The sequence below is a fragment of the Streptomyces sp. BF23-19 genome, assembly GCF_041106355.1.
Classification (GTDB): Bacteria; Actinomycetota; Actinomycetes; order Streptomycetales; family Streptomycetaceae; genus Streptomyces; species Streptomyces virginiae_A.
Genome location: NZ_JBGBPT010000004.1, coordinates 25,576 through 42,590 on the forward strand (window position 1 = coordinate 25,576; position 17,015 = coordinate 42,590).

The window sequence follows — 17,015 nt, forward strand, 5'->3', positions numbered from 1 at the left end:
CGGACGGGCGTCCGGGGCTACGGGGTCAGCCGAGCGGTAGGTCCAGGTAGGACGGGGTGGCCTCCGGGGAGGTGAACGCCAGGCTCGCGCGCGGCAGGTTGGCGTCGCCGTAGAACGGGTCGCGGGCGTCGATCACCAGCATCAGCCGGTTGCCGCGCGGCACGTCGTAGGCGGTGGCCTGGAGCTCGATGTCCGCGCTGATCAGGCTGTCGGGCGGGGAGTCGAGGTCGGTGTACGGGGCGTGCGTGATGATGTGGGCCGTGCCGTCGGGTGCCGTGTCGAGGAGGTACGCGACGAAGGTGGATCCGGGGTTCGCCGCCCGGTACGTCACGCGCAGCCGCGGTATGCCGCGCAGCCGGGTGGTCTCGGCGGTCGGGTCCGTGGTCCATACGGCGGCGACGGTGCGGTCGATGTCCTGGGTCCGGTAGATCTTCGGGCGGCCGGCGATCTCCGCGTACCCGGACCGCACCACCTGGTCGGCGACGGTGGCCGGGGTGTCCATGCCGCACAGCACGGTCGACGTCCAGCCGGCCTGCGGCTCCTCGCCGAGCTCGCCGTCGTCCGCCAGGTGCAGCCGTTCCAGGCGTTCGGTGAGGGAGGGCCAGGTGGGGCGGGGTTCGAGGGTCTTGCTCCACATGATCTCGCCGAGCACCTGCCCCTCGGCGTCGACGCCGTTGTCGATGTCCTTGAGGTGGTGGTCGAGCCAGCGGTGGGCATCCGTCCAGATCCGGTTGGGCAGGCCGAGCATGCCGGTCATCTCGGGGCCGGAGTGGTCGCCGATGGAGACGGCGAGGCGTTTGGGACCGGTCAGTTCGTTGAACATCTTCAGCGTCTGGTTGGGCGGGAAGAGCGTCTCGTGCCAGGCGTGCGAGAAGAAGACGGGCACCTGGCGGCGGTTGAGCTCCTTGATGTGGGTGAAGGGTGAGCGGGTCTCGGCCCAGCGCAGGGTGCCCTGGACGTCGCGGTTGGCGAGGACGTTGTCGAAGACGCTCTGCGTCTGCGGGCTCAGCCGGGCCTTCGCGGCGGCGTCGAGCAGGGCCCGTACGGCCGCGATGTGCCGGGTGGAGTTCTCGTAGAAGGCCTCGCCGAGGTCGCCCCAGGTGCTGAGCGCGACCACGGCGTCGACGCGGGTGTCGTGCGCGGCGACGAGTTGGCTGATCCCGGAGCCGTACGAGTCCCCGAGGAAGCCGATCTTCGTCACCGGGCCGGTGCTGCGCTCGATGAGGTGGTCCAGGGCCCGGCTTCCGTCGGCGACGTCGAGCGGGCCCGCCACGTCGACCTGGCCCTCGGAGCCGGCGAAGCCGCGGGCGGAGTAGGCGAGGACGTTGTAGCCGCGGGCGGCGAAGAGGGAGGCCTGGACGGCGTACGGGAGCCAGCCGAGGTCGGTCCACGGCGAGGGCATGACGATCGCGGGGCGCGGCTGGGCGCCGGTGTGTCGCCAGAGCGCGGCGTCGAGGAGGTCCCCGTCGGCGCCGGTCACCTTGCCGCGGGTGAACACGGCGACCGAGCGGACCTCGGCGATCTCGGCGGCGCGGGCAGGGGCGAGGCCGGTGACGTCGCCGCTCTCCAGAGCGGTGACGAAGGCGGTCAGGGCGGTCGTGTCGAGTTCGGGGTAGAGGGAGAAGGGGGTGCGGGCGGCTGGAGTCACGTCAGTCCATCCTCTTCGTCGTCTTCTTCGTCTTCGTCGAATGAGCCGAGTGCGTCGAATGAGTCGGGTGAGCCGGGTGCGTCGAGTGACGCGAACGTGGGTGCGCCCGCCCGGGCCCGGAGCGGAGCGTTCAGTATCGACGGGACATCCGGTGACGTATCGCGAGTTTCCGGCTTACGGCCTGAATCGCCCCCTCCGTTCCCGCGGGCCGCCGCGCGGCGGGACCTGCGGCCGCTGCGCGACGCGGCAACTGCCTTTCCGGTGGGGTGGTTTGGTGCGGGTGGCGGGAAGGCGTCGCCACCCGAGAAAACCATGCAAGCATGCTTGATTGTTTTGCCGGGTGCTGCCAGTCTTCCCCTCACGCCGAGAAGGGGAGCGCACCGTGCCCGATCCGTCCGCCGCCGACGCAGCCGTCGCCGTCTTCGCAGATCTGCGTGAGGAGGGCCGTGAACTGGACTCCTTGGTAGGGGAGTTGACCGACCCCGACTGGGCCCGAGCCACCCCCGCCCCCGGCTGGACCATCGCCCACCAGATCGCCCACCTGCACTGGACCGACCGGGCCTCGCTCCTCTCCCTCACCGACGCCACCGGTTTCGGCCGGATGGTCGAGGAAGCCCTCAAGTCCCCCGACACCTTCGTCGACGAGGGCGCCCGCGAGGGCGCGGAGCAGCCCCCCGCCGAGTTGCTCGCCCGCTGGCGCACCACACGCGCCGCCCTCGACGAGGCGCTCGCCGCGGCCTCGCCCGACACCCGCTTCCCCTGGTACGGGCCGCCGATGAAGGCCGCCTCGATGGCCAGTGCGCGGATGATGGAGACCTGGGCCCACAGCCAGGACGTGGCCGACGCGCTCGGCGTGCGCCGTACCCCGACCGCGCGGCTGCGGCACGTGGCGCGGATCGGCGTACGGGCCCGCGACTACGCCTACGCCGTACACGGACTGCCCGCGCCCGCCGAGGAGTTCCGGGTGGAGCTGACGGCCCCCGACGGCGCGCGGGTGTGGGCGTACGGCCCGCCGGACGCCCCGCAGCGGATCACCGGACCCGCGCTCGACTTCTGCCTTCTGGTGACCCAGCGGGCCCACCGCGCCGACCTGGCCCTGACCGCGACCGGCCCCGACGCGGACCGCTGGCTGGACATCGCCCAGGCCTTCGCCGGCCCCGCGGGAACCGGCCGCGAGCCGGGGGCCGCACGGTGACCCGGCGCCCGCTCGTCATCGGCAACGCCTCCGGCTTCTACGGGGACCGCTCGGGCGCCCTGCGCGAGATGCTCACCGGCGGCCCGCTGGACGTGCTCACCGGCGACTACCTGGCCGAGCTGACCATGCTGATCCTGGGCCGCGACCGCCTGAAGAACCCGGACCTCGGCTACGCCAAGACCTTCCTGCGCCAGCTGGAGGAGGGGCTCGGGCTCGCGCACGAGCGCGGCGTACGGATCGTCGCGAACGCCGGCGGCCTGAACCCGGCCGGACTCGCCGACGCCGTACGGACTCTGGCCGCGAAGGCGGGCGTACCGGTGCGGGTCGCCCACGTCGAGGGCGACGATCTCACCGCGCGGGCGGACGGGGCGCTGACGGCCAACGCCTACCTGGGGGGCGCCGGGATCACGACCTGCCTGCGGGCGGGCGCCGACGTGGTGGTGACCGGCCGGGTCACGGACGCGGCGCTGGTCAGCGGCCCGGCCGCCTGGTGGTTCGACTGGGCCCCCGACGACTACGACCGACTGGCGGGAGCGGTGACCGCCGGCCACGTCCTGGAGTGCGGCACCCAGGCCACCGGCGGCAACTACTCCTTCTTCGCCCGCCACGACATCCGCCGCCCCGGCTTCCCGCTGGCGGAGATCTCCGAGGACGGCTCCGCGGTCATCACCAAACACCCCGGCACGGGCGGCGCCGTCACCACCGGCACCGTCACCGCCCAACTCCTCTACGAGACCCAGGGCGTGCGGTACCTCGGCCCGGACGTGACCACCCGCCTGGACACCGTCCGGCTGACCGACGAGGGCGCCGACCGGGTACGTGTCACGGGAGTGCGCGGCGAGGCCCCGCCGCCCTCGCTGAAGGTGGGCGTCACACGGATCGGCGGCTGGCGCAACGAGATCGTCTTCGTCCTGACCGGCCTCGACATCGAAGCGAAGGCGAACCTCGTCCGCACCCAACTCACCGAAGTGTTGGAGGGCGTGGCCGACACCACCTGGACCCTGGCTCGTACCGACCACGAGGACGCCGACACGCAGGAGACGGCCTCCGCCCTGCTGCGACTGGTGGTCCGCGACCCGTCCCCCGACCGGGTGGGCCGCGCCCTGACCTCGACGGCGATCGAACTGGCCCTCGGCAGTTACCCGGGCTTCCACGTCACCGCCCCACCCGGCCCGGCCCAGCCCTACGGCGTCTTCACCTCGACCCTGATCCCGTCGGACGAGGTCCCCCACACCGCGGTCCTCCCGGACGGCACCCGCCTCGCCGTCACGCCGACGGCCCCCGCCGCGGCCGCGGCCCCGCCGGCGTTCGAGGCACGGGAGTCCGAGGGCGGAGCCACCGCAGAACCGCCCGCAGAACCGCCCGCAGAACCGCCCGCGGGGCCGACCGTCCGCGCGCCCCTCGGGGCCGTGGCCGGCGCCCGCAGCGGCGACAAGGGCGGGGACGCCAACGTCGGCGTCTGGGTCGAGACCGACCCCGCCTGGCAGTGGCTGCTCCACACCCTCACGGTGGAGGCCTTCCAGGCCCTGCTCCCCGAGACCGCGCAGCACACCGTGGACCGGCACGTCCTGCCCCACCTGCGCGCCCTCAACTTCACCGTCACCGGCATCCTCGGCGACGGCGTCGCCTCCGGCCACCGCTTCGACCCCCAGGCCAAGGCCCTCGGCGAATGGCTCCGCGCCCGCCACCTCGACATCCCCGTCGTCCTCCTCCCGGCCCCGGAGGCCACCTCATGACCCGCCTCGGCACCACCGTCGACCCGCACGCCCCCGATCACGCGCAGGCCCGTACCGCGGCCCTGGAACGCCTCGCCGCCCTCGACGCCGAGCACGCCAAGGCCCTGGAGGGCGGGGGGGACAAGTACACGGCCCGGCACAAGAAGCGCGGCAAGCTCCTGGCGCGCGAGCGCGTCGAACTGCTCCTCGACCCCGACACCCCGTTCCTGGAACTGTCGCCGCTCGCCGCCTGGGGCAGCGACCACCCCGTCGGCGCCTCCATGGTCACCGGCATCGGCACCGTCGAGGGCGTCGAGTGCCTGATCACCGCCAACGACCCCACCGTCCGCGGCGGCGCCTCCAACCCGTGGACGCTGAAGAAGGCGCTGCGCGCCAACGAGATCGCCCGGCAGAACCGCCTCCCCGTCATCAGCCTCGTGGAGTCCGGCGGCGCCGACCTGCCCTCCCAGAAGGAGATCTTCATCCCGGGCGGCGCGATCTTCCGCGACCTCACCCGGCTCTCGGCCGAGGGCATCCCGACCGTCGCCGTCGTCTTCGGCAACTCCACCGCCGGAGGCGCCTACATCCCCGGCATGTCCGACCACACCATCATGATCAAGGACCGTTCCAAGGTGTTCCTCGGCGGTCCGCCCCTGGTCAAGATGGCCACCGGCGAGGAGAGCGACGACGAGTCCCTCGGCGGCGCCGACATGCACGCCCGCACCTCCGGACTCGCCGACCACTACGCCCTCGACGAGTACGACGCCATCCGCCAGGCCCGCCGCGTCGTCGCCCGCCTGAACCACCGCAAGCCGCACCAGGACCCGCCGAAGGCCGAGGAACCCCTCCACGACCCCGAAGAACTCCTCGGCATCGTCCCGCCCGACCTCAAGACCCCCTTCGACCCGCGCGAGGTCATCGCCCGGATCGTCGACGCCTCCGACTTCGACGAGTTCAAGCCCCTCTACGGCCCCAGCCTCGTCACCGGATGGGCCACCCTGCACGGCTACCCGGTCGGCATCCTCGCCAACGCGCAGGGCGTGCTCTTCAGCGCCGAGTCCCAGAAGGCCGCCCAGTTCATCCAGCTCGCCAACCAGCGCGACATCCCCCTCCTCTTCCTCCACAACACGACCGGCTACATGGTCGGCAAGGAGTACGAGCAGGGCGGCATCATCAAACACGGCTCGATGATGATCAACGCGGTCTCCAACTCCCGCGTCCCCCACCTCTCCGTCCTCATCGGCGCGAGCTACGGCGCCGGCCACTACGGCATGTGCGGCCGCGCCTACGAGCCCCGCTTCCTCTTCGCCTGGCCCAGCGCCAAGTCCGCCGTCATGGGCCCCCAGCAGCTGGCCGGAGTGCTCTCCATCGTGTCCCGCCAGTCCGCCGCCGCCAAGGGACTCCCGTACGACGAGGAGGCCGACGCCGGCATGCGCGCGTTCGTCGAAGCGCAGATCGAGTCCGAATCCCTGCCGATGTTCCTGTCCGGGCGGCTGTACGACGACGGCGTCATCGACCCGCGCGACACCCGTACCGTCCTCGGCCTGTGCCTGTCGGCCGTCCACAACGCCCCCGTCGAGGGCGCCCGTGGCGGCTTCGGCGTCTTCCGGATGTGAGCCCGCACATGACGAACCTGACCTCCCTCCTCGTCGCCAACCGCGGTGAGATCGCCGTCCGGATCTTCCGCACCGCCCGCGCCCTGGGCCTGGCCACCGTCGCCGTCCACTCCGACCCGGACGCCGACGCCCTGCACGTCCGCGACGCCGACGCGGCCGTACGCCTGCCCGGCGCCGCCCCCGCCGACACCTACCTGCGCGGCGACCTCGTCATCAAGGCCGCCCTCGCCGCCGGCGCCGACGCCGTGCACCCCGGCTACGGCTTCCTCTCCGAGAACGCCGACTTCGCCCGCGAGGTCCTGGCCGCCGGACTGACCTGGATCGGCCCGCCCCCCGAGGCCATCGAGGCCATGGCCTCCAAGACCCGGGCCAAGGAACTGATGCGCACCGCCGGGGTACCGCTCCTCGACCCCGTCGACCCGGCCACCGCCACCCCCGCCGACCTGCCCCTCCTCCTCAAGGCCGCCGCCGGCGGAGGCGGCCGCGGCATGCGCGTGGTCCGCGACCTCGACCAGCTCAAGGAGGCCCTCGACGCGGCCTCCGCCGAGGCCCGCTCCGCCTTCGGCGACGGCGAGGTCTTCGCCGAGCCCTACGTGGAACGCGGCCGCCACGTCGAGGTCCAGATCCTCGCCGACACCCACGGCACCGTCTGGGCGCTCGGCACCCGCGACTGCTCCCTCCAGCGCCGCCACCAGAAGGTCATCGAGGAAGCCCCCGCACCGGGCCTGCCCGAGTCCCTCCGGGAGACCCTGCACACCGCAGCCGTCGCCGCCGCCCGCGCGGTCTCGTACGAGGGAGCCGGCACCGTCGAGTTCCTCGTCACCGCCGACGGACGCCCGTACTTCCTGGAGATGAACACCCGCCTCCAGGTCGAACACCCCGTCACCGAAGCCGTCTTCGACCTCGACCTCGTCGCCCTCCAACTGCGCGTCGCCGAGGGCGCGGCCCTGCCCCCGGCACCCCCGCAGCCCACCGGCCACGCCGTCGAGGCCCGCCTCTACGCCGAGGACCCCGCCCAGGACTGGCGCCCGCAGACCGGCGCCCTGCACACCCTCACCATCCCCGGCGCGGTCCGCGTCGACACCGGCTTCACCGCCGGGGACACCGTCGGCATCCACTACGACCCCATGCTCGCCAAGGTCGTCGCCCACGCCCCCACCCGCCCCGAGGCCGTCCGGGCCCTCGCCGCCGCCCTCGCCGGAGCCCGCATCCACGGGCTCACCACCAACCGCGAACTCCTCGTACGGTCCCTGCGACACCCGGAGTTCGCCACCGGACAGCTCGACACCGGCTTCTACGACCGCCACCTCGACACCCTCACCGGCGACGCCCCGGACCCCACCCCCGCGGCCCTCGCCGCCGCCCTCGCCGAAGCGGCCCCCGGCCCGGACGCCCCCCTCGCCACCCGTCTCGGCGGCTGGCGCAACGTCCGCTCCCAGCCGCAGACCCGCCGCTACACCACGGCCGGCACCGAGTACGAGGTCCAATACCACCCGGTGAACCACCCCGGAATCCGCGTCCTGGCCGCCACCCCCGCCCTCGTCACCCTCGAAGTCGACGGCATCCGACGGGCGTTCCACGTGAAACACCACGCGAACGAGATCTACGTGGACTCCGCCCTCGGTGCCCACACCCTCACCCGCGTCCCCCGCTTCCCGGACCCCCAGGACCGCACGGAACCGGGCTCGCTGCTCGCCCCCATGCCCGGCACCGTCGTCCGCGTCGCCGAGGGCCTCGCCCCCGGCAGCACCGTCACCGCAGGCCGGCCCCTGCTCTGGCTGGAGGCCATGAAGATGGAGCACCGCATCCTCGCTCCCGCCTCCGGCACGCTCACCGCGCTCCACGTCGCCACCGGCCAACAGGTCGAGTTCGGCGCCCTGCTCGCCGTAGTCCAGGAGGAACCGCAAGCATGAGCTCCGTCATCGAAACCGAAGAGCACCACGCCCTGCGCGCCGCCGTCGCCGCCCTCGGGCAGCGCTACGGCCGCGAATACCTCGCCCGCGTCGCCCGCGAGGGCGGCCACCCCGACGAACTGTGGGCCGACGCCGCGAAGCTCGGCTACCTCGGGGTCAACCTCCCCGAGGAGTACGGCGGCGGAGGCGGCGGCATCGCCGAACTCTCCATCGTCCTGGAAGAACTCGGCGCCGCCGGCTGCCCCCTCCTCATGATGGTCGTCTCGCCCGCCATCTGCGGCACGGTCATCGCCCGCTTCGGCACGGACGCCCAGAAGCGGGCCTGGCTGCCCGGCCTCGCCGACGGCAGCCGCACCATGGCCTTCGGCATCACCGAACCCGACGCCGGATCCAACTCCCACCGCATCACCACCACGGCCCGCCGCGACGGCGACGACTGGATCCTCACCGGCCGCAAGGTCTTCATCTCCGGCGTCGACATCGCCGACGCCACCCTCATCGTCGGCCGCACCGAAGACGCCCGCACCGGCAATCTCAAGCCCTGCCTGTTCATCGTGCCGCGCGACGCCCCCGGCTTCGGCCGCACGGTCATCGACATGGAACTCGCGGCCGCGGAGAAGCAGTTCGAGCTCACCCTGGACGAGGTACGCCTGCCGTCCGCCGCGCTCGTCGGGGACGAGGACGCGGGCCTGCTCCAGCTGTTCGCCGGCCTCAACCCCGAGCGGATCATGACGGCCGCCTTCGCCATCGGGATGGGCCGCCACGCCCTGGCCAAGGCCGTCGACTACGCGAAGACCCGCCAGGTCTGGAAGCAGCCCATCGGCGGCCACCAGGCGGTGGCCCACCCGCTGGCCCAGGCCCACATCGAACTGGAACTGGCCCGCCTGATGATGCAGAAGGCGGCCCGCCTGTACGACGCGGGGGACGACATGGGGGCGGGCGAGGCGGCGAACATGGCCAAGTACGCCGCCGCGGAGGCCTGCGTCCGTGCGGTGGACCAGGCGGTCCACACCCTCGGCGGCAACGGCCTCACCCGCGAATACGGCCTGGCCTCCCTCATCACCGCCTCCCGCGTGGCCCGCATCGCCCCGGTCAGCCGGGAGATGATCCTCAACTTCATCTCCCACCAAACCCTGGGCCTCCCCAAGTCGTACTGACCGTCCCTGCGGGCCCCTGCGGTGCTCCTGCGGAGTTGCTCGGCGGTGTGGGGTGCTGGTCGGGCTGCCGGGCTACGCCGCACACCACCGAGCACCCACAGGGGCACGTACCCTCCCCGGAGGGGCGAAGTACCCCCATCCGCACACCACTCCGGAGGAGACATGGCCCCACTCGTGCACGCCGCCCAGGCGACCGGCATCGCCACCCTCGCCCTGGACTCCCCGGGCAACCGCAACGCGCTCTCCGCCGACCTCGTCGCGGAACTCCGCACCGCCCTCGCCACCGCATCCGCGGACCCCGCCGTCCGGGCCGTCGTCCTCACCCACACCGGCAACACCTTCTGTGCCGGGGCCGACCTCAAGTCCCCCTGCGATCCGGCCGACTTCCTCGCCCTGCTCCGCGAGATCGCCGAGCTGCCCGAGCCCGTGGTCGCCCGGGTCACCGGACACGTCCGGGCCGGCGGCCTCGGGCTGCTCGGCGTCTGCGACATCGCCGCCGCCGGACCGCAGTCCTCGTACGCCTTCACCGAGACCCATCTGGGCCTGGCCCCCGCCGTGATCTCCATGCCGCTGCTGCCGCGCCTCGACCCGCGCGCCGCCGCCCGCTACTTCCTCACCGCCGAAGCCTTCGACGCCGCCGAGGCCGCCCGGATCGGCCTGCTCACCCTGCACGGCGAGGACGTGGACACGGCCCTGGAGCCCGTACTCGCCGGCCTGCGCAAGGCCTCCCCGCAAGGGCTGGCCGCGACCAAGGCGCTGACCTCCGCCGCCGTACGCGAGGCCCTCACCCGCGACGGCTCCCGTCTCACCGAGCTGTCCGCCGCACTCTTCGCCTCCGACGAGGCCCGCGAAGGCATCACCGCCCGTTTCGAGCGCCGGGAACCGTCATGGTCGCTGTGACGGGCCCCAAGCAGGCGCGTAGCCGCGTCACCCGCCGCCACCTCCTGGAGGCGGCCGTGTCCTGCCTGGCGGAGCACGGCTGGGCCGGGTCGACCGTCTCGGTCGTCGCCGAACGGGCCGGGGTCTCGCGCGGCGCCGCCCAGCACCATTTCCCGACCCGCGAGGACCTGTTCACCGCGGCTGTCGAGTACGTCGCCGAGGAGCGGTCCACCGCCCTGCGCGACCTCTTCCACGCCGGCCCGGCCGCCCGCCCCGTCGTGGTGGAGGCACTGGTCGACCTGTACACCGGCGCCCTCTTCCGGGCCGCGCTCCAGTTGTGGGTGGCCGCCTCCAACGAGGAGCAGCTGCGCCCCCAGGTCACCGAACTGGAGGCCCGGGTGGGCCGCGAGACCCACCGCATCGCCGTCGAGCTGCTGGGCGCGGACGAGTCGGTGCCGGGCGTACGGGAGACCGTGCAGGGCCTGCTGGACATGGCGCGGGGGCTCGGCCTGGCCAATGTGCTCACCGACGACACGGCCCGCCGGGCCCGGGTGGTCGCCCAGTGGTCCCGGATCCTGGACGCGGCCCTCGGCTGAGTGGGCGGGAACGAGAAGGGCGCCGCACCCCGCACGCGGGATACGGCGCCCTGCACGTGCACCTGCTACGCGGTCTCGGCGATGTCCGCGTAACCCTCGATCTCCTGCGGGTTGCGCCGCCCCGGCCCGATGTAGCGGGCCGAGGGCCGCACGAGTCGGCCCGTGCGCTTCTGCTCCAGGATGTGCGCCGACCAGCCGGCGGTCCGGGCGCAGCTGAACATCGACGTGAACATGTGCGCCGGAACCTCGGCGAAGTCCAGCATGATCGCGGCCCAGAACTCCACGTTCGTGGCGAGCACCCGGTCGGGGCGGCGCGCGTGCAGCTCCTCCAGCGCGGCCTTCTCCAGCGCGGCGGCCACCTCGTAGCGCGGCGCGTCGAGCTCCTTGGCCGTGCGCCGCAGCACGCGGGCGCGGGGGTCCTCGGCGCGGTAGACGCGGTGCCCGAAGCCCATCAGTCGCTCGCCCTTGTCGAGGGCCTTCTTCACGTACGCCACGGCGTCGCCGGTGCGCTCGATCTCCTCGATCATGCCGAGGACGCGGGACGGCGCCCCGCCGTGCAGCGGTCCCGACATGGCGCCGACCGCGCCGGACAGCGCGGCGGCGACGTCCGCGCCGGTCGACGCGATCACCCGTGCGGTGAAGGTGGAGGCGTTCATGCCGTGCTCGGCGGCCGAGGTCCAGTACGCGTCGACGGCCTTGACGTGCCGCGGGTCCGGCTCGCCCCGCCAGCGGATCATGAACCGTTCGACGACGGACTCGGCCTTGTCGATCTCCCGCTGCGGCACCATGGGCAGGCCCTGGCCGCGGGCGGACTGGGCGACGTACGACAGCGCCATCACGGCCGCGCGCGCGAGATCGTCGCGGGCGGTCTGCTCGTCGATGTCCAGCAGCGGTTTCAGACCCCACACGGGGGCGAGCATGGCGAGCGCGGACTGGACGTCGACACGGATGTCACCGGAGTGGACCGGGATGGGGAAGGGTTCGGCGGCCGGCAGGCCCGGGTTGAAGGCACCGTCGACCAGCAGGCCCCAGACGTTCCCGAAGGAGACGTGGCCGACGAGGTCTTCGATGTCGACGCCCCGGTAGCGGAGCGACCCGCCTTCCTTGTCGGGCTCGGCGATCTCCGTCTCGAACGCGACGACCCCTTCGAGCCCGGGTACGAAGTCGGACATCAGGCGGCTCCTCAGATAGTGCGAACACGCGCGGCTCCCGGCGTGACTCGCGGTCCGGCGCGGTCATCCCCGTTGATGCCCGGCACGGCCGTCGGTCACCCGCTCGGGGACCTTCGGACCGGCCCCAAGATTTTGGCCGCTCCGCCCCGACTGCGGAAGCGTGACATACGGCACACCGTCACCGGTCCGGCTGCGGCAGGATGGCGAGCGTGACCGATCAGGACATTGACCCCGCCATGATGCGCAAGCAGTACCGCTCGGAGATCGTCGAGGAGGGGAGTCTCGCCGAGAATCCGATGGACCAGTTCGCCCTCTGGTTCCAGCAGGCCGCCGACTCGCATCTCTTCGAACCGAACGCGATGGTCGTATCGACGGCCACCCCCGACGGGCGGCCCAGTTCGCGGACGGTGCTGATGAAGCAGTTCGACGGCCGGGGCTTCGTCTTCTTCACCAACTACGCCTCCCGTAAGGGTCGCGAGCTGGCCGAGAACCCGCACGTCGCGCTGCTCTTCCCCTGGCATCCGATCGCCCGCCAGGTGATCGTCACCGGTACGGCGGCCCGGATCGGCCGCGACGAGACGGCGGCGTACTTCCGCTCCCGCCCGCACGGCTCCCAGCTGGGTGCCTGGGCCAGCGAGCAGTCCAGCGTGATCGCATCCCGTGCGGAGCTGGACCGGCGCTACGCCGAGCTGGAGGCCCGCTACCCGGAGGGCGAGCAGGTGCCGGTGCCGCCGGAATGGGGCGGCCTGCGTGTGTTCCCGGAGGCGGTGGAGTTCTGGCAGGGCCACGAGAACCGCCTGCACGACCGCCTGCGCTATGTCCTGGACGGGGACAAGTGGCACGTGGAGCGGCTCTGCCCGTAGGGCCGGCCGGAGGGCGGGAAACGCAGACGACCCGCGGGCTCGGGTTTCTCTCCTGCAGTGAGAGAAGCCGGCCGGACGTAACCGGCGAGCCCGCGGGTCGGGTGACTGCTTGGGATTGGCGCCGGGCGATCCGCCGGGCACCGCACTGGGTGCGCTACTGACGACGGGCCCTAGCCCGCAGCCACCTCACGCGTCCGGTTTCCGTACATTGCGGCAACCACCTCCCTTCTCGTGTACGTCCGAGCCTAGGCAGGCGTCGCGGGAGCCACAACTGTTTATTTCCCCGCCGCGGCGGGAGAGGGTGGCGCCTGTACGGAGCAAGATCCAAGGGGGCGACACACTGGAAGTGATGCGGCCGCGCGAGTACCGGAGGGGGCCACGGGGCCGGCGTTTTCACGTCGTGATCATCATTGGGTTGGGGGCCATCTGCCTGAAGCTCCAGGACGGGCCGTGGTCCGATGGCGTCACGTGGCTGCTCACCGGCCTGACCCTGGTCCTCGGCGCACTCGGCGGATACAGCCTGAGGTTCAGATTCACCACCGTCGACGATCAGGGCATCACCACGGGCACCTGGTGCCGCGTGCGCCGACTCCCTCGGGACGGTATCCACGACATCCGCACCGCCGCCGTGGCCGAGATCGCACCCGGACCCAGGACCCTCACGTACGCCTACCGATCCGACGGCTGGCGCGTCCTCCTGAAGTGCGTGGACGACGAGGAGTTGCCGGCCCTCGCCCTGGAAGTCGCCATGCTTCGGTCCCTCCTGCGGGAGCGGCGCCCGGCCGACTGGGCGCCGGACCTGCGGGCGGAGCCGCACATCGCCCGCCAGACGGCGCGGGAGGACCGGACGGACCGGTTCTTCGGGTGGATGACGGGGTGGGGGAGGCTCGTCGTGATCTTCGCTCTCGCTGTCCTCTTCGTGGCGGGGATCGTCGTCTACGAGACCCTCTTCGACGGCTCCTGACAGGATTTCCCGCACCCAATCCGCCGAAAGCGGTGTGGGGTGCGTCACGTTCCAGTTCAATGATCTGACGTGCCGCACACGCGAACACCTGCAGGGGGTGCCAGGTGAGTGCTTACGGACGTGACGAGACCGCCGACGATCTGCTCGCAGCGCTGTTGGACGGGATGGACGCCGCCTTGTGCGCGTTCGACTCCGACGGCGTGATCACCCACTGGAACCGGGAGGCCGAGCGGATCCTCGGTTGGACCGCCGCCGAGGCCGTGGGCCGCAAGGGCTTCGAGGGGTGGGCGGTGCGGGCCGCCGACGCGCACGACGTCCAGGAGCGGCTGATGTCGGCCCAGCACGTGCCCGGCCGGCAGGTGCACGAGTTCGCGCTGCTGACCAAGGACGGCGGGCGCGTCCTCGTACGGACCCAGTCCGCCGGGGTGCCGGGCGCGGACGGGAAACCCGCCGGCGTGTACTGCGCCTTCAGCGAGGTGCACGCCCAGATCGACCTGGAACGCTCCATCGCGCTGAGCGAGGCCCTGATGGAGGACGCCTCGTGGGGTGTCGTCCTGGTCGACGTCGACCTGCGGCCCGCCGTCGTCAACGCGCACGCCGCACGGGCCTTCGGGACCGGCCGCACCGCACTGCTCGGGCGACCCCTGGGAGAACTGCTGACCCAGGGCGTCGAGGAGCTGGAGGGCGCGCTCCAGCACGTGCTCGCCGAGGGGGCCCCGCCCGCGCCGGTGGAGATGTGGGTGTCGGTGCGCACGCCGGAGGGGGTGCGGCGCAGGTGTTGGCGGTGCGGGTTCCTGCGGCTGGCCTCGCCGCTCGCGGAGGAGCCGGTACCGCTGGGCGTCGGCTGGCTGTTCCAGGACGTCACCGAGGCCCGGCAGGAGCAACTGGACACCGCGCAGCTGCGGTTCCGCTCGCATCAGCTCCACCGTGCGGGGCGGGCCGCCGCCGAGTGCGAGGACCCGGCCGAGGCGGCCGCCGTCCGCCTGGACTTCGCCCTCGCCGGCTTCGCCGAGCACGCGCTGCTGGACGTACTGGACCCCACGGCCGACCCCGAGCGGCGCAGGCTCGTACGGTCCGCGGCGTCGCCGCCGGCGTTGCCGGGTCCCGGGGCGATCCCCGTCGGGTACGTGGCCGGGCACCCGGCGCTGCAGGCCCTGGACCGGATCGGCTCGGTGCGCACCAGCGCCCCGCGGGGGGAGGCGGACGCGGAGTGGTCGCGGGTCCGCCGGTGGCCCGAGGGCGCCGCGCACGTGCTGTGCACGGTGCTGCGCAGCCGGGGGCGGACCCTGGGGGTGCTGACGTTCCTGCGCGGGCCCTCGCGGGTGGCCTTCGAGCGCCCGGACGCGGTGTACGCGGAGGAGGTCGCGGCCCGGGTCGCGGCCGATCTGGACCTGGCGGCGGGTCCGGGCGGCCGCCCGGAAGGGACGGACTGAGCGCGGCTCAGTGCCGGAAGAAGATCCGGTCGCCGTACTCCTGCATCACGCGGCCGTTCCACTCGTGGCCGCCGTCGACGTTGCCCGAGCGCAGCAGCGGGGGCTCGATCCCGCGGGCGGCGAGTTCGCCGGCCGCCGCCGCCATGACGGCCTGCATGATCGCGCTGGTCACGACGGTGGAGGCGGGGGCGAAGGGCGCGTCGATGCCGTCGATGCTCAGCTCGGCGTCACCGACCGCGATCTTGCTGTCGAGGACGACGTCGCAGTGGTCCTTGAGGAAGGTGCCGGACAGGTGTCGTGACTTGGTCTCGGTCGCGTACGCCACCGAGGTCACGCCGATGACCTTGAGGCCGATGGCGCGGGCGTTCATCGCCATCTCGACGGGCAGGGCGTTGCGCCCGGAGAGGGAGATGATCACGAGGACGTCGCCGTCGGCGGCGGGGCTGCTGTCGAGGACGGCGCCGGCCAGGCCGTCGACCCGCTCCAGGGCGCTGCCCAGGGTCGCGGGCATGACGTCGATGCCGACCGTGCCCGGGACGGCGAGGAAGTTCATCAGGGCGAGGCCGCCGGCCCGGTAGACGACGTCCTGGGCGGGCAGCGAGGAATGTCCGGCGCCGAAGGCGAAGAGCCGGTTGCCGGCGGCGACCGCGTCGGCGATGAGGGAGCCGGCCTCGGCGATGTGCGGGGCCTCCTCGTCCCGCACCCGCTCCAGCAGACCGATGGCGGCATCGAAGAACTGACCGGCCAGCTTGCTCTCGCTCATACGCCGATGGCCCTTCCAGAGGTGGGGGAGCGTCCGTGTCCGCCGCTCACCGTGCGGTCTGGACCAAGGGCGTGTCAATACGAACGTCAATCCCGCGCCGAAAGCTCTGGTCGTGGGTCCCGGACATCCCCGGACGATCTTCCCGGGGATGTCCGGGAGATGTCCGGGAGCGGTCTTGACCCACGGCACGGGACGGTTGTCGGCCCGATGCGTCAGAATTGGGGGTAGGGCCAGCGCACGCAATCCGAGGGGCACGAATGTCCGGACTGATCGATACCACGGAGATGTATCTCCGCACCATCCTCGAGCTGGAAGAGGAAGGCGTGGTCCCCATGCGCGCCCGTATCGCCGAGCGGCTCGATCAGAGCGGTCCGACGGTGAGCCAGACGGTGGCGCGCATGGAGCGCGACGGCCTGGTGGCCGTCGCCAGCGACCGCCACCTGGAGCTGACGGAGGAGGGGCGCCGACTGGCTACGCGGGTGATGCGCAAGCACCGGCTCGCGGAGTGTCTGCTCGTCGACGTCATCGGCCTGGAGTGGGAGCAGGTGCACGCGGAGGCCTGCCGGTGGGAGCACGTGATGAGCGAGGCGGTGGAGCGGCGGGTGCTGGAGCTGCTGCGTCACCCGACCGAGTCGCCGTACGGGAACCCGATCCCGGGGCTGGAGGAGCTGGGTGAGAAGGCCGAGGCGGACCCGTTCCTCGAGGACGGGATGGTCAGTCTGTCCGAGCTCGACCCGGGCACCGAGGGCAAGACCGTGGTCATCCGGCGGATCGGCGAGCCGATCCAGACGGATGCCCAGCTGATGTATACGCTCCGGCGGGCGGGCGTGCAGCCCGGCTCGGTGGTGAGCGTGACCGAGTCCCCGGGTGGTGTGCTGGTCGGCAGCGGCGGTGAGGCTGCCGAGCTGGACGTGGAGGTCGCCTCGCACGTGTTCGTGGCGAAGCGCTGACCCCCGGTGCGTCGGCGTTCGCGTCGGCGTGGAGCGGATGTGTCCGATGGACGGTTCCGTACGAGCCGTGACCCAGGGGGTCCTGCCCCACGGTGCGTGACCCGTACGGATGACCAGCCCTTGGTGTGGGTGGTCCCGGCGCCTTTCGGCG

At 72.6% G+C, this 17,015-nt stretch carries 14 protein-coding genes; 11 read left to right on the forward strand and 3 right to left on the reverse strand.

All coding sequences use genetic code 11. The annotated features are described in order from the left end of the window. Positions 1–25: 25 nt before the first annotated feature. A complete protein-coding gene (locus AB8A24_RS03465; RefSeq protein ID WP_328962812.1) occupies positions 26–1,648 on the reverse strand; it encodes an alpha/beta fold hydrolase in 1,623 nt (540 codons plus the stop codon). Between the two features lie 382 nt (positions 1,649–2,030). Here AB8A24_RS03465 and AB8A24_RS03470 point away from each other — a divergent pair, with 382 nt between their 5' ends. The 7 genes from AB8A24_RS03470 (at position 2,031) to AB8A24_RS03500 (ending at position 10,719) form a co-directional block, all read left to right on the forward strand. Beyond that, positions 2,031–2,843 (forward strand): TIGR03084 family metal-binding protein, encoded by an 813-nt coding sequence (locus AB8A24_RS03470; protein WP_369474641.1) that lies wholly within the window; start codon positions 2,031–2,033, stop codon positions 2,841–2,843. A 68-nt stretch (positions 2,844–2,911) separates the two neighbouring features. Next, a complete protein-coding gene (locus tag AB8A24_RS03475) occupies positions 2,912–4,579 on the forward strand; it encodes an acyclic terpene utilization AtuA family protein (RefSeq protein ID WP_369474760.1) in 1,668 nt (555 codons plus the stop codon). Then, on the forward strand, positions 4,576–6,174 hold the full coding sequence (locus AB8A24_RS03480) for an acyl-CoA carboxylase subunit beta (RefSeq protein WP_266384049.1): 1,599 nt from the start codon (positions 4,576–4,578) through the stop codon (positions 6,172–6,174). The genes AB8A24_RS03475 and AB8A24_RS03480 overlap by 4 nt, the downstream gene beginning before the upstream one ends. An 8-nt stretch (positions 6,175–6,182) precedes the next feature. After that, positions 6,183–8,087 (forward strand): biotin carboxylase N-terminal domain-containing protein, encoded by a 1,905-nt coding sequence (locus tag AB8A24_RS03485; protein ID WP_328962814.1) that lies wholly within the window; start codon positions 6,183–6,185, stop codon positions 8,085–8,087. Beyond that, positions 8,084–9,244 carry an acyl-CoA dehydrogenase family protein gene (locus AB8A24_RS03490; protein ID WP_328962815.1) on the forward strand — a complete coding sequence of 387 codons (1,161 nt, stop codon included), beginning with the start codon at positions 8,084–8,086 and terminating at the stop codon, positions 9,242–9,244. The genes AB8A24_RS03485 and AB8A24_RS03490 overlap by 4 nt, the downstream gene beginning before the upstream one ends. Before the next feature lie 162 nt (positions 9,245–9,406). Continuing rightward, on the forward strand, positions 9,407–10,144 hold the full coding sequence (locus AB8A24_RS03495) for an enoyl-CoA hydratase family protein (RefSeq protein WP_328962816.1): 738 nt from the start codon (positions 9,407–9,409) through the stop codon (positions 10,142–10,144). Continuing rightward, a complete protein-coding gene (locus tag AB8A24_RS03500; RefSeq protein ID WP_030774040.1) occupies positions 10,132–10,719 on the forward strand; it encodes a TetR/AcrR family transcriptional regulator in 588 nt (195 codons plus the stop codon). Before AB8A24_RS03495 ends, AB8A24_RS03500 begins: the two co-directional genes overlap by 13 nt. A gap of 65 nt (positions 10,720–10,784) precedes the next feature. On the opposite strand, the gene AB8A24_RS03505 is transcribed toward AB8A24_RS03500, so the two are convergent. Further along, positions 10,785–11,891, reverse strand: a complete 1,107-nt coding sequence (locus AB8A24_RS03505; protein ID WP_328962817.1) for a citrate synthase 2 — start codon at positions 11,889–11,891, stop codon at positions 10,785–10,787. Positions 11,892–12,091: 200 nt separating this feature from the next. Here AB8A24_RS03505 and pdxH point away from each other — a divergent pair, with 200 nt between their 5' ends. The 3 genes from pdxH (at position 12,092) to AB8A24_RS03520 (ending at position 15,151) form a co-directional block, all read left to right on the forward strand. Continuing rightward, positions 12,092–12,754 carry a pyridoxamine 5'-phosphate oxidase gene (pdxH, locus tag AB8A24_RS03510; protein WP_328962818.1) on the forward strand — a complete coding sequence of 221 codons (663 nt, stop codon included), beginning with the start codon at positions 12,092–12,094 and terminating at the stop codon, positions 12,752–12,754. Between the two features lie 400 nt (positions 12,755–13,154). Next, on the forward strand, positions 13,155–13,718 hold the full coding sequence (locus tag AB8A24_RS03515; protein WP_328962819.1) for a hypothetical protein: 564 nt from the start codon (positions 13,155–13,157) through the stop codon (positions 13,716–13,718). Positions 13,719–13,822: 104 nt separating this feature from the next. Then, positions 13,823–15,151 carry a PAS domain-containing protein gene (locus AB8A24_RS03520; protein ID WP_328962820.1) on the forward strand — a complete coding sequence of 443 codons (1,329 nt, stop codon included), beginning with the start codon at positions 13,823–13,825 and terminating at the stop codon, positions 15,149–15,151. A 7-nt stretch (positions 15,152–15,158) separates the two neighbouring features. Here AB8A24_RS03520 and AB8A24_RS03525 read toward each other — a convergent pair whose 3' ends face one another. Further along, on the reverse strand, positions 15,159–15,914 hold the full coding sequence (locus tag AB8A24_RS03525; RefSeq protein WP_328962821.1) for an SIS domain-containing protein: 756 nt from the start codon (positions 15,912–15,914) through the stop codon (positions 15,159–15,161). Between the two features lie 257 nt (positions 15,915–16,171). Between AB8A24_RS03525 and AB8A24_RS03530 the strand changes: the two genes are divergently transcribed. Continuing rightward, complete coding sequence (locus tag AB8A24_RS03530; RefSeq protein ID WP_369474644.1) at positions 16,172–16,864, forward strand: metal-dependent transcriptional regulator; 693 nt, start codon at positions 16,172–16,174, stop codon at positions 16,862–16,864. Positions 16,865–17,015: the final 151 nt, after the last annotated feature.